The organism is Symmachiella macrocystis, from assembly GCF_007860075.1.
Taxonomy (GTDB): Bacteria; Planctomycetota; Planctomycetia; order Planctomycetales; family Planctomycetaceae; genus Symmachiella; species Symmachiella macrocystis.
Genome location: NZ_SJPP01000002.1, coordinates 612,572 through 625,029 on the forward strand (window position 1 = coordinate 612,572; position 12,458 = coordinate 625,029).

12 protein-coding genes are annotated in these 12,458 nt (G+C 54.8%); 7 read left to right on the forward strand and 5 right to left on the reverse strand.

All coding sequences use genetic code 11. The features are described 5' to 3' along the window. Nucleotides 1-65 precede the first annotated feature (65 nt). From gcvPA to CA54_RS20415, 4 genes are all read right to left on the reverse strand, one after another. Nucleotides 66-1,400, reverse strand: coding sequence for an aminomethyl-transferring glycine dehydrogenase subunit GcvPA (gcvPA, locus tag CA54_RS20400; protein ID WP_146372830.1), 1,335 nt, complete (start codon nt 1,398-1,400; stop codon nt 66-68). A gap of 237 nt (nt 1,401-1,637) precedes the next feature. Continuing rightward, complete coding sequence (gene gcvH / locus CA54_RS20405) at nt 1,638-2,024, reverse strand: glycine cleavage system protein GcvH (protein ID WP_146372831.1); 387 nt, start codon at nt 2,022-2,024, stop codon at nt 1,638-1,640. Nucleotides 2,025-2,323: 299 nt separating this feature from the next. After that, nucleotides 2,324-2,788, reverse strand: coding sequence for a ribose 5-phosphate isomerase B (gene rpiB / locus CA54_RS20410; protein ID WP_146372832.1), 465 nt, complete (start codon nt 2,786-2,788; stop codon nt 2,324-2,326). A gap of 240 nt (nt 2,789-3,028) precedes the next feature. Beyond that, a complete protein-coding gene (locus CA54_RS20415; RefSeq protein ID WP_146372833.1) occupies nt 3,029-4,147 on the reverse strand; it encodes an arsenate reductase/protein-tyrosine-phosphatase family protein in 1,119 nt (372 codons plus the stop codon). A gap of 588 nt (nt 4,148-4,735) precedes the next feature. Between CA54_RS20415 and CA54_RS20420 the strand changes: the two genes are divergently transcribed. Beyond that, the gene (locus CA54_RS20420; RefSeq protein WP_146372834.1) at nt 4,736-5,500 is read left to right on the forward strand and encodes a class I SAM-dependent methyltransferase; all 765 of its coding nucleotides are present in this window, start codon (nt 4,736-4,738) and stop codon (nt 5,498-5,500) included. Here the strand turns inward: CA54_RS20420 and CA54_RS20425 are convergent. Beyond that, complete coding sequence (locus CA54_RS20425) at nt 5,491-6,411, reverse strand: inositol monophosphatase family protein (RefSeq protein WP_146372835.1); 921 nt, start codon at nt 6,409-6,411, stop codon at nt 5,491-5,493. The two genes, CA54_RS20420 and CA54_RS20425, sit on opposite strands and share 10 nt — an antisense overlap. Nucleotides 6,412-6,607: 196 nt before the next feature. On the opposite strand from CA54_RS20425, the gene CA54_RS20430 reads away from it, so the two are divergent. From CA54_RS20430 to CA54_RS20455, 6 genes are all read left to right on the forward strand, one after another. Then, complete coding sequence (locus CA54_RS20430; protein ID WP_146372836.1) at nt 6,608-7,300, forward strand: 3-keto-disaccharide hydrolase; 693 nt, start codon at nt 6,608-6,610, stop codon at nt 7,298-7,300. A 50-nt stretch (nt 7,301-7,350) separates the two neighbouring features. Next, nucleotides 7,351-7,578 (forward strand): hypothetical protein, encoded by a 228-nt coding sequence (locus CA54_RS20435; RefSeq protein ID WP_146372837.1) that lies wholly within the window; start codon nt 7,351-7,353, stop codon nt 7,576-7,578. Between the two features lie 83 nt (nt 7,579-7,661). Then, complete coding sequence (locus CA54_RS20440; RefSeq protein WP_146372838.1) at nt 7,662-8,756, forward strand: exo-alpha-sialidase; 1,095 nt, start codon at nt 7,662-7,664, stop codon at nt 8,754-8,756. Between the two features lie 149 nt (nt 8,757-8,905). Continuing rightward, nucleotides 8,906-9,895 carry a mannonate dehydratase gene (locus tag CA54_RS20445; protein WP_390817264.1) on the forward strand — a complete coding sequence of 330 codons (990 nt, stop codon included), beginning with the start codon at nt 8,906-8,908 and terminating at the stop codon, nt 9,893-9,895. A gap of 260 nt (nt 9,896-10,155) precedes the next feature. Then, the gene (locus CA54_RS20450) at nt 10,156-10,980 is read left to right on the forward strand and encodes an ABC transporter permease (protein WP_146372840.1); all 825 of its coding nucleotides are present in this window, start codon (nt 10,156-10,158) and stop codon (nt 10,978-10,980) included. A gap of 134 nt (nt 10,981-11,114) precedes the next feature. Beyond that, nucleotides 11,115-12,362 carry a DegT/DnrJ/EryC1/StrS family aminotransferase gene (locus CA54_RS20455; RefSeq protein WP_231963144.1) on the forward strand — a complete coding sequence of 416 codons (1,248 nt, stop codon included), beginning with the start codon at nt 11,115-11,117 and terminating at the stop codon, nt 12,360-12,362. Nucleotides 12,363-12,458 lie beyond the last annotated feature (96 nt).

Sequence of the window (12,458 nt, forward strand, 5' to 3'; positions counted from 1 at the left end):
ATTTCCGCGTGATCGTGGTACTGCAACAGTAGGGCCGCGAGGGTAGGGGAAGCAACGTGTGATGATTATTGGGCGAGAGCATCCGCTAAAGCGTCGATCTCGTGCCGCGTCCGGCATTCGGTTGTGGCTACCAATAGGTCGGTTTGATTGCTGGCATCGAATTGAGAGAGCAGGGGACCGATGTCGAATCCGGCCTGGGCGGCTTTGGCCAATGCCTCGGCAGCACCGTTCTCGCAACGCAACGTGAACTCTTTGAAAAAAGGTCGGTCATACGCCAACGAAAATCCGTCGATCGCCGTCAACCGCTCCGCCACATAGTGCGCCTTGCGACAAGACAATTCGGCGACTTCGCCCAATCCCTGTTTGCCAAGCAATGCCATATAGGCTGTCGCTCGCAGGGCAATCAATCCTTGGTTTGTGCAGATATTGCTGGTTGCTTTATCGCGACGGATATGCTGTTCACGGGCTTGCAGGTTGAGTACAAAACAGGGCCGGCCATCGCGGTCGGTCGTTTCTCCGATCAAACGGCCCGGCATCTTTCGCATGAACTTCTGCCGGCAGGCCAAGATCCCTAAAAACGGCCCACCGTATTGCAATGGCGTCCCCAAGCTTTGCCCTTCGGCAACAACGATGTCCGCGCCGTATTCGCCAGGACGAACCAGCATGCCTAAACTGATGGGATCGCAACTGACGACCGCCAGCGCGCCGACCTCGTGTGCGGCTTCCACCAATTCGCGAGCTTCTTCTAGGCAGCCGAAGAAGTTGGGTTGTTGAATGACCAAGCAGGCGGTCTGATCATCGAGGGCGTCGCGTACTGCGGCGAAATCAGCGATTCCGTTGGGGGTGGGGACGACAATCGCTTCACATTCAAGATCACTAAAATAGGTGTCGACCACCGCGCGGTACTCGGGGTGCACGGAGCCGAGTAGCACCACTTTTTTGTAGCGGCCGGTAACGCGCATCGCCATAAAAGCGGCTTCGCTGACGCTGGTGCCCCCTTCGTACAGGCTGGCGTTGGAGACCTCCATACCGGTCAATTGGCAGACCAGCGTTTGAAATTCATAAAACGCCTGCAGGCTTCCTTGACTGGCTTCGGCCTGATAGGGCGTATAGGCGGTGTAAAATTCACTGCGGGAGGCAATGGCATCGACGGCGGCCGGGATGAAGTGGTCGTAACAGCCACCACCCATGAAGCAGGTGCCTTGTCGCTCGCTGTTCTGTTTTGCCAGGTTCCCGAGTGCCGTCTGCAATTCCATTTCCGTCAATGCGGGGGGCATGTCCAGCGGCCGTTTGAGCTGCAATTCGGCAGGAATCTGCGCGAAGAGTTCCTCAATCGACGCAGCGCCGATCGTGGCCAGCATTTCGCGTTGTTGTTCGGGCGTATTGTCGAGGTAAGCCACCAGTTCTCTCCATCAAAGTATCACCGCGCGCCGCCGCAACCGGCGGATGCTCCGCCCCATGCGAAATTCGAAAACGGCAAGTTGTCAAAGAAATATCAGCATGCAAACCGACGACGACGGCGTCGCATCGATTCCGTGCACGGCCGCCATCTATCCAACGGTCGCCGGCAGGGGACCCACTAGGCAGCCGTCAGTTGGCAATTCGTCTCAGTCTGCTTTGGCTAAGCCAGCTTTGGTTCAGTGGGCTTCGGCTTCGCAATGTTTGTCATAAGCCGCTTTATCCATCAAAGCGTCCAGTTGACCCGCATCGTTGGTTTTGATCTTGGCGATCCATCCGGCCCCAAAAGCGTCCTCAGACAGGACTTCCAGTCCGTTTTCGAGTGCCGAGTTGACCTCGACCACTTCCCCCGAAATCGGGCTATACAAGTCACTGACCGCTTTGACGCTTTCAACCTCGCCGAACGACTCACCGGCCGAGACAGTCCGTCCTACATCCGGTAATTCGATATAGACCAGGTCGGTCAGTTGGGCAACTGCGAAATCGGTAATTCCGACCGTCACCACGTCACCATCTGCATGCGCCCATTCGTGGGTCTTTTGGTATTTTAAGTTCGCTGCGTCCATGTCCGTTGATTCCTCGCAAACCGACCGCCAAATCGCCCCGCTGACAATCGCAGAGCCAACAAAAACAATAACGGCCCTGGACAAGTTTGAAAAGGAGCCGAGTTGAGTTTTGTTCACCCGCGCCACGATTAGCAGTCACGCTCGCCGGTATGTGTCGACGTACCCGCTTGAGACAGGGCGACAAGAAGTTATGGCGTAGCCACTCTCATCTGCCCCCTCGACGTAGACTGACTACGAGGACAAATCTGGAAGCGGCGCGGCGGTCTGGCCCGAGGGACGCTGTTGGATGGCGAGGAGTGTTATTCGCCATCTTCCTCCGCGGCGACTTCGCGTTCTATTTCGGCAATTTTTTCGAGACGGCGGGCGTGGCGGCCCCCTTCAAATTCGGTCTTGAGCCAAATATTGATCATGCGGTTGATCAGTTTGTCCCCCAGCATGTCAGCCGACAGGCAGAGCACGTTGGAGTCGTTGTGCAAGCGGCTCATTTCGGCGGACAAATCGTCATGGCATTGCGTCGCGCGCACTTTGGGAAATTTATTGGCCACGATGCACATCCCCAATCCGCTTCCGCAAATCAGAATGCCACGGTCAATCTCGCCGTGGGAGACCGATTTAGCAACTTGACCCGCGAAATCCGGATAGTCCACGCTTTCGATTGAGTCCGTTCCTAAATCAATCGCTTTATGGCCGGCTTCGGAAATCATTTGCAAAATTTTGCTCTTGATCGCGAATCCGCGGTGATCACTTGCAACAGCGATTTTCATGGTGATTGCGTTAACCTCGTACAGCTTCCATCTATGTTATTGGCAGATCGAGTCGTCTCTCGCTCGCGTAAAACCCGCCGGGAATCGCGTTCGTTAGCCGATTACCTCAACCTGACATGAATCCCCGTAAATGACTTCATAACCATGGTTCGAAACGGTTTGGTTTTGGGAAATCAAGCACAACCATCCGCACCTGCAGCCGGTTGTGCCCCAAGCCGAATCGAATTGGACGCTTCTTTATCAATCCTCAAACAATTCCGCAATCAATGCCTTGAGATTCCGCTCAATTTGGTCAGCGCATTCCAAATATTGATCCATGCCACAACCAATCGGGTCGGAAATATCTCCGCCGTCCCGGGAGAGCACCGAAACCCGCTCCTCGGCCAGTGGAGCTTCATACAAAATGCTTTCCCGATGGCCGTTGGTCATTGTGTAAACATGGTCGGCCGCTTGCAGCAAATTCCCTGTCAGCGGCTGACTGGCGTGTTGATGCAAGTCGATTCCCTTGGCCTGCAAAATTTCGACTGATTCGGGACTCGGACGCCCTCCCATGGAGGCCGCAATTCCCGCGGATGCGACGATATGTCCACGATCGGACAGTTCGTCTTCGGTGCATTCTAATCGTTCCGTCAGCATTTTGCGAAACAACGCCTCAGCCATGGGACTGCGGCAGGTGTTGCCTGTACAAACAAACAGATAAACGTGGCTCGCTAGACGTCGTACAGTCCGTTCCGTAACGGTCGACTCAAAAACCACATCCCAGTTTTCTCCCGAAACGTGAACCTCTGTCGCCGGTTCCCCGTAACGACACGCACCCCCGTCGATCAACAGATCAACCGCATCTCCGTACGTGATCGCCGCCTCACCCGCAGTCTTAGGAACGTCAGCAACCCTTTGAATTCCGAGCAAGACGAGAGGATTGGGCATCAATCGCATCACCGCCTGGACGACCTCGGCGGCAGGGACCGACAACCGCAATTTACCCTTCGGCATGACCGCAGCCTGACAATCCGCCGAAAGTGCTTCGAAAGCCCCCCCCGTAGCGGACTGGTCGAACGACAACATGACTGGTCCCGGCCAACAGCGGCGGCATAAACGTTGCCCCAGTTCACTCATTTGGGGGACAAAATCGACTGCGGCATCGGCATCGCGGACAGCTAAGCTGCACTTTTCGTCCGGAAGTTGCTGGCGAAGAGCGGCCAAACGCTGTAAACCGGCTTCACTTAACGCATCGCAGGCCACGACATAGATGGTTTCGGTCGGAACGCAAACCAATCCTCCTTCACTCAATAACTGCACCGCCTCGTGAATGACGTCACGAGGTTCATCGGCGGTTGTCAGTTCGACCACTTTGGACATACGGTCAATATCCGTGCAGCTTTAACGAAAAGGTATTGAGGAGCACCATTCACGTCCGAATGAGACTCTGCGTAATTCGAAGTAGCCAAGCTTTGATGAGTGAAAACACGCCCGTCCCGTTCTGTGGGGACGACCACGACTGTGAAGACAATCACGTAGGCTGGGAAATGATTTTGATTTAGGGGTAATGTATCACCCCGCATTGGCTTCTAACAATCATTCGCTCTGCCAATGCGTTCGTCAATCGATACTCCGTGTCACCACTATGGACTATAATGATCCGACTGTGACTCTTCAAGCAGATTAAGAGGCCGATTCTCCCGCCGGCCTGCTTCCATTTCGCATCGAGAGAGCCTCCTTTTCGCATTATTGTGCAAAAAACGATTTCCCGGTATTTCATCAAGAAGGCCATGTTTCGGTGGGCAATTGCGCCGAATGGATTTATAAATAGATATTTGCGGGACTCACCTTACGGACCCGCAAACCGTCCCATCCCCAGTCGCTGGGGTTGGAATGCATTAGAATGCTCAATGCCATAACGCGGTACACTGGATTTTCAGCCGAAGACAATAAAGACGAGACAACTATATGGCCACGCAACAGCCGGAATCCCCTTCGCAACGACGAAAACGTAAGCGCGCATTGCGAAAACTGGTGGAATTCAAAGGCATGCACGGGCTGAGCCTGAATCAGTACCGCCAGGATGTGAAACAACTCTATGATGGCCCCAAAGGGGCGATGCTCGCCATGGCCAGTCTGGTTTCGCTGCACGAACCGTTGGTCGGGTTGATGTTCCGCGAGCGCAAGTTCGACGCCACCCGGTTTCACAAAATTTTGGACATTGGCGCGGGTGCCGGCCAGATTCTTGGACATCTGCTCAAACGAACCAATCCCTCCGCAGAACTCATCGGTTGCGACCTCTCGCATCAAATGCTGCGTCGCGCACGGACGCGTCTGGACAGTGATCGTCCTAAGTACGTGACTGCTGACCTCACCCAACTTCCCTTTGCCGACGATTCGTTCGATTGCATCACCTGTGGCTGGGTGATCGAACATTTGCACGACCCGAGGCCTGGTCTACGCGAGTTCGTCCGCGTGTTGCAACCCGGGGGAAGCATGCTGCTGCTTGCGACCGAAGACACCGTCGCCGGAGCATTGACAAGCCGGACCTGGAAATGCCGGACTTACAATCGTCGCGAGCTCAATAGCATGTGCGAAGAGGTCGGTTTGCCGTGGCAGGAGCAATTGTACTTGACCAAATTGCACCGCTTTTTCAAATTGGGTGGCATTCTGGTCGAAGCCACCAAACAGGCTCAAGTCGAACACATTCCCCCGCGTTCTTTTCAATCCTGATAACGCACCGGATTCCAATCGCGGGCCAATTCACAGAGTGTTTTCAACACCGCTCGGTCGGCGCTGCAGGCGACAATACCCGGCAGTCGTTCCATGTCGGCCCGCTCATCCAGCCATGTCTCACGCAGATGCACCGGCTGTTCGTTGTGGACCCACAGCGCGTCACCTCCCAGAATCCGTGCGATGTGCATGCCCACGGGAAAGTCATAGATGTTCGGCGAGTGAATGAGCGAACCGGTGAACTCCCCCCGGGCGAATGTCCAATAGTGGCAGCCCCCCATATCGGCGGCGAGCACTCCTTCCAATCCCGCATCGGTCACCAACTGCGCCTTTTCGGCATCTTGCTTTTGATAGCCGATCAAATAGATTTTCTTCGAGGATCCGCGTTCGGAAGTAATAATCGGGGCCAGCGTGCGGACGACGTCTGCCGCCGGGCGGCTCGGATCGTCCGGTCCCGTTGCCACGAGATCGCCGCAAGCAAACACCCACGAGCCGTTTTCACCCTGCTCGGGGATGTAAACCAATGAGTACTCCACCGATTCGGGCGTTTGCAACGAGAGCATGACCGAATAGGCGCATCCTTCGCGATCACGATAGCCTTTGGTCCCGTCGATGGGATCGATCACGATGGAGTACGGTGCTTCGGTTGCGAAGCGCTCAAAGTCCCCTGTTGACTCCTCGCCCTGAAGGCGACATTGGCGAAAAATCGGGTCGGTATCTCGCAGGCAAGCAACGATCAATTCTTGCACGCTCAGATCGGCAATCGTCAAAGCGTCGGTATTCGCGCTGCCTGACGATTTGGCATCGACAGCGATATCGAATTTGCGAATCCGCCGCGCGACCGTCCCCGCCCAGCGCATAATCGGAGGCATGTGCGTTGTCAGAGCATCGGTCAGTTTTTTCAGATCCATGGAATTCGCCTGTTGCAGTTTCGAGAAACAGAAAACGTTGATCGTCGCGCACATCATAAGCCCCCCTCAGCCGGTTTCAACCACCCGTGAGGTTTGATAAAGTCGGTGCAATACTTTTAGCCCCCATACCCTCGTTCCCGAACGGAGTTTGGGAACGAGGGTATGGGACGTTATTTTTTAGAATTGGGGTACGAAGATGCATCGCTATACCGTTTTCGCATTGTTGGTATTTATTGCGCTGGGCCTGCCTGCAATTGCCGCCGACAACGAACTCACTGATCAAGAGAAACGGGATGGTTGGATGTTGTTGTTTGACGGGAAGTCACTCACAGGCTGGACGACCAATGATGGCCAGCCCAGCGCGCGGCCGGTCGAGCAGGGGAGTCTCAATCCGCATCGTTGCGGCGGGTATATGCTGATCCACGAGCGGCAATGGGACAACTTCATCCTAACGCTCGATTTCAAAATCAGTCCCGGCTGCAATACTGGCCTCTTTTTTCGCACCGCGCCGCTCAAACCGTTGCCGGGCAAAGATGTCGGCTACAACGGATTGGAGGTCGCCATTGATGACACGCGCGGTCAGGGATTCACTGACACGGGCGCGATTTACGGTCTCGTGGCTGCGAATTCCAATGTCATGCGACCGGCGGGGGAGTGGAATCACTTGGTGCTGACCTGCAACAAGAACATCGTGGAGGTTCGACTAAATCGCCGAACGGTGACGATGATGGACCTCGACATGTGGACCGACAAAGGCCGACGTCCCAACGGCACGCCGCACAAGTTTGAGTTCGCTTACAAGGACCATCCCCGTCGTGGATACATCGGCCTACAAGACCACGGTGGCGATTGTTGGTATAAGAACATTAAACTGCAGCCACTGAAATAGACGGGCCGCAGTATTTTCCAACAAGGTTAATTTGTGGAGAGCCAAAACCGATGTTTCAACAAGCGATTTTCACGTTGGCTGGACAACGACAGCAAGTGGCAGTCAATCCCATGCAAGTTAATGCGGTTTTATCCGACGATGGGGACGATGAAATCGGAACCTGTACCATCATCTTTCCCGGCGTCCGTGACCAGCCGTACGGCGTGCAATTCGTCGTGGAGGGGTCATTCCAATCAGTGATCCAAAAGCTTGACGCGGCAACTCAAAGCGGCGATTAACCTCGTTTACAAAAGAGTTTGGGAACGAGGCTTTAAAATCTGCAGCCGCTGAAATAATTCGCATACATTGAAGAGGCACAATAATGAGATTTTTATTAATCATTGCCGCAATCCTCATCGCGACACCTGTTCATGTTTTTGCACAGACAGCGAAGGTCAAAAACACCGTCGTGTTCCAAGAGCCGGAACGCTTTGCAGGATGGCCGGCGAATAATGGGATTTGGTCTTGGGGCGACGAAATCGTGGTTGGCTTTACGCTTGGGTATTACAAAAAAAATCCCACGGGCGGGCATGACATAGATCGCGATCAACCCTCCGTTCCGCGGCAGGCGCGTAGTATGGACGGTGGTGAAATATGGGTCGTTGAACGTCCGTCCTACATCGATAAAAACGGCAACCAGAACAAGCTGCAAAAACTTGACAAGCCGATTGACTTTTCAAACCCCGATTTAGCAGTCCGATTCACGAAGAGTCAATTTCACTATTCGTTAGACCGCTGCCTAACCTGGAACGGCCCCTATGAATTACCGGTATACGGCCGGCCCGAATTGCTCTGCCGTACCGACTACATAGTCGAAGGCAAAAACCGCCTGACCGCTTTCATCGCCGCCGCCAAAGAGAGCGGTAGCGAAGGGCAGCCGTTGTGCATTCGCACGTTGGACGGCGGCATGACCTGGGACTTGGTGGGCTGGATTGGGAACCAACCTCCGGCCGCTTATGGCTACGCGATCATGCCTGCTACGGTACGTATCGGCGAGACCGGCTACCTGAGCATGATACGTCGCGGCGGCGTTTTCGATGGCAAAAAACGTTGGTGGATCGAACCGTTCATCTCACCCGACGACGGCAAGTCTTGGTATCTGCTCAAAGAGCCGCAGATCGAAAACTCCGGCAATCCCGCTACACTCACGCGTCTAAAAAACGGTAAGTTGGCGATGACCTACGGTTGGCGACGGGCCCCCTATGGAATTCGCGGCCGCATATCTGATGATGACGGCCAAACCTGGAGCCGCGAATTCGTGCTGCGCGACGACGCTTCAAGTTGGGACATCGGCTATCCCCGCAGCATCCAGCGGACTGATGGCAAGATGGTCACCATCTACTATTATCACAACGACGAACAACCACAACGCTTTATTGGCTGCACAATTTGGGACCCCGCACAATTCGAGCGCTAAGCAGAACGGAGACCACGATCATGCAACGCCGTGAATTCCTCACCGCCACGACCGCCGCCTCGGCGTTGGCCCTGACCGGCTGTGAACAAACAGGTTCTTCCGCACAGCCGGAACGTGCCGCCGCTTCGAAAACCGCGCCGCCGGTCAAAATGCATGTCGGTTGCCAGCGGGGTCCGACCTCGCCCAGCATGTTGCAATATTTTAAGCGGAATGGCGTGAATCACATTTGCGGCCACCCGCCCAAACCTGGCGAACGCGGGTATTGGTCCGTCGAAGACCTGCAGAAAACGCGTGACGTTTGTGAAGAACATGACGTGAGCTTGGATATTGTCGCGCTCCCGTTTTTGTCCTCCAGTCACATCGACCGTGAAAAACGAGGAGCGATCATGCTCGGGAAAAGTCCTGAGCGGGACCGCGATATTGAGCATATTCAAAAGATGATCGCCAACTGCGCCGCTGTCGGCATTCCGGCGGTCAAATACAACATGAGTCTACTGGGCGTCTTGAGAACCGAGCGAACACCCGGTCGCGGCGGTTCGACATATAGCACCTGGAAAGCTGCCGAAGCGGTTGCCGATCCTTCGTTAACGCGGGCAGGCAAAATCAGCGACGATGTGATCTGGGAGCGGATCACCTATTTTTTAGAACGCATAATCCCGGTCTGCGAAGAATACAAAATCCGCGCCGCCTGCCATCCCCACGACCCCGGCACACCGCCGGGCGGATTTCAAGGGTTGAATCGCGTCTTAGGGACCGTCGACGGGCTGAAGAAATTCGTCTCGATCAATGAAAGCGACTACCACGGATTGAATCTTTGCTTGGGCAGCACAGCGGAGATGCTGGAAGATCCGGCCGGCGAAATTGTGGATGTGATCCATCACTTTGGTGAGCGGAATAAAATCTTCAACATCCACTTCCGCAACATCCGCGGCAAGCGGGGGGATTTTCAAGAGGTCTATCCCGACGAGGGAGACATGGACATGCTCGCACTGATGCAGGCGCTGCGCGACGTGGGATACGAATACATGGTCATGCCCGACCATGTTCCGAAACACCCCGAAGATCCCGGCGGACACCAAGGATTCGCGTTTAGTTACGGTTACATCCGAGGTTTGCTCCAAGCCGTGAAGGTCTCTTGAACGCACGTTTTCGTGTTCCGGGAGGGCGAGACTCCCGCCGAGCCGCGCGCGACCCGAGCGTGTCATTTGGCCCGATTAATTTACAAGCCAAGCCGTAGGTACCGGTGCGGCTCAGCAGGAGCTTCGCCCTCCCGTGATGCTGCAATTTTTTCCCGGTTACGGGCACACGCATGCGTTTGCTTTGCAATCGTTGTGGTGCTTCCTATGATGGCGGCCGGTCAGAGGTTGTTTCTTTTCGTCTTCACTTGGCATCATCGTTCATGATCGCGCGACTTCGTATCAACTGGGTCATTCTGCGGACCTGCATTGAGGAACGGCTCGTTTATCGCGCTGATTTCGCGTTTGCGACGCTTGTTCGATTTTTGCCGATCGTGACACAGATATTTTTGTGGGGCGCAATCTTCGCCGTTCATTCCGACCATCCCCGGGAAAAATTGAACGGATACAGCTACGACGACATGATCGCCTACTTCTTGTTGGCAATGGTAGCGCGGGCGTTTTCCAGCATGCCCGGGTTAGCGACCGGGGTGGCTCGCGACGTGCGTGAGGGGACCATCAAAAAATTCCTGATTCAGCCGGTCGATTTTCTGGGCTACCTGTTTTGGCACCGCGTGGCCCACAAGCTGGTGTATTACATTGTGGCGGTTGGCCCGTTTGCGTTGGTGTTTTTTTTGTGTCGGGATTACTTTTCGGGTTGGCCGGACGGCTACACGATTGTGGGATTTTTGATTTCACTGCCCATCGCATTTTTGATCGGTTTTTTGATCGAAAGCATGATCGGACTGGTGTCGTTTTGGTTTCTGGAAGTCAGTTCGCTGATCTTCGTGTACATGATGCTCAACTACTTTTTGTCGGGGCACATGATTCCGCTCGATTGGCTGCCCCCGTCGGTCAACGCTTGGGTGATTTATTTGCCGTTTAAGTATCTTGCGTATTTCCCCGCTTCGATCATGTTGGGCCATTACACGCATGCACAACTTTTCAATGAACTGTTGATTGCCGGCGGTTGGATATTGATTCTGGCCGTGGCCAACCGTGTGATGTTCATCCGTGGTGTGCGTCGCTACGGTGCGTTCGGAGGTTGAGCTTGCAGCCGTCAAGATCACAAATCAGCTGCAATATTGCTTCACGACCTCATCTTGACACAAACGATCCTCGGCCGTAATTTACCGCCTCAATTTCCCCCCTTTGATGTCATCATGTGCGAATGGAGTCGCCCATGTCCGAGATTCTTCCCCTGCGCGCTCACAGCGACGTTGTCGCCGAACCGGTTCCATTCATCGACTTGGTGTCTCAAAACGCCAGTATCGCTGAAGCTGTCCAGGAAAAGGTCGCCCAAGTCTTCGCCTCGCAACATTTTGTGTTAGGCGACGAGGTCTCCGAGTTCGAATTTGAAGTGGCCTCTTACTGTGATTCCCGCGAAGCGATCGGCTGCGCTTCGGGCACCGATGCGCTGTTGCTGGCGCTGATGGCGCTCGATTTGAAACCGGGCGACGAGGTGATCACCAGCCCTTACACATTTTTCGCCACCGGCGGCGCGATTTATCGTTCCGGTGCGGTCCCGGTCTTCGTTGATATTCAACCAGACTGTTTCAACATTGACCCCGCAGCGGTCGAAGCGGCCATCACTCCCAACACACGGGCGATTTTGCCGGTTCACCTGTACGGACAATGTGCGGACATGGAACCGTTGTGGCGAATTGCCGTTCAACATGGCTTGGCAATCATTGAAGATGCCGCTCAGGCTATCGGCTCAGAACTCATGGGCCGCCGCGCCGGTGTTTTGGGAACGATGGGTTGTTTCAGCTTCTTTCCCACCAAAAACCTGGGAGGAGCAGGGGACGGCGGATTGATCACAACCGACGACGCCGACTTGGCCGCGCGATTGCGACGGCTCCGTGTTCACGGCGACGCCGGCGGTTATCATCACCTTGAAGTCGGCCTCAACAGCCGCTTAGATGCGTTGCAGGCAGCCGTATTGCGCGTCAAATTGCCGCATTTGGATTCCTGGACCGATGCTCGCAGAAATAACGCCAGCCAATACCAGACGTTATTTGAAGAATACGGTCTGTTGGATGCGATCGAAACGCCGGCCGTCAGTACCGGTCGAAATCATATCTACAATCAATACTGCATTCGTGTCAAAGAGGGCCGCCGTGACGAGGTCAAGGCAGCATTGCACGAACAACAGGTTGGCTGCGCGATCTATTATCCAATTCCATTGCACATGCAACCATGCTTCGAGTATTTGGGATACGAAGCGGGATCGCTGCCCGAATCGGAACGAGCGGCCGCCGAAACGTTGGCATTGCCGATCTTCTCGGAGCTGACAGCCCAACAACTCGAACGGGTTGTCCAGGCCATTTCGATCGCCTTGGGCCGCAGTGGCGAAAAAACGGCACCGATCTCAATCCCGGCCGCACAGTTTGCCGCCCTGGGGACTCAAACGCGAGCCAAAGCGGGTTGATCGTTCCGCGCCGACAATTCTTGAATGAACTCTGGCATTCTCAGGATATTCAGGTCGTACCGATTCGCGAAGCTTGCGAATCGATACGGATGCTAA

Bases quoted from the DNA above. Each gene is read 5' to 3' on its own strand.
- gcvH (WP_146372831.1), bottom strand. From the start codon at position 2,024: ATGGACGCAGCGAACTTAAAATACCAAAAGACCCACGAATGGGCGCAT.
- CA54_RS20455 (WP_231963144.1), top strand. From the start codon at position 11,115: ATGTCCGAGATTCTTCCCCTGCGCGCTCACAGCGACGTTGTCGCCGAA.
- CA54_RS20415 (WP_146372833.1), bottom strand. From the start codon at position 4,147: ATGTCCAAAGTGGTCGAACTGACAACCGCCGATGAACCTCGTGACGTC.
- CA54_RS20420 (WP_146372834.1), top strand. From the start codon at position 4,736: ATGGCCACGCAACAGCCGGAATCCCCTTCGCAACGACGAAAACGTAAG.
- CA54_RS20425 (WP_146372835.1), bottom strand. From the start codon at position 6,411: ATGGATCTGAAAAAACTGACCGATGCTCTGACAACGCACATGCCTCCG.
- CA54_RS20435 (WP_146372837.1), top strand. From the start codon at position 7,351: ATGTTTCAACAAGCGATTTTCACGTTGGCTGGACAACGACAGCAAGTG.
- CA54_RS20430 (WP_146372836.1), top strand. From the start codon at position 6,608: ATGCATCGCTATACCGTTTTCGCATTGTTGGTATTTATTGCGCTGGGC.
- CA54_RS20440 (WP_146372838.1), top strand. From the start codon at position 7,662: ATGAGATTTTTATTAATCATTGCCGCAATCCTCATCGCGACACCTGTT.
- CA54_RS20450 (WP_146372840.1), top strand. From the start codon at position 10,156: ATGATCGCGCGACTTCGTATCAACTGGGTCATTCTGCGGACCTGCATT.
- CA54_RS20445 (WP_390817264.1), top strand. From the start codon at position 8,906: ATGCATGTCGGTTGCCAGCGGGGTCCGACCTCGCCCAGCATGTTGCAA.
- rpiB (WP_146372832.1), bottom strand. From the start codon at position 2,788: ATGAAAATCGCTGTTGCAAGTGATCACCGCGGATTCGCGATCAAGAGC.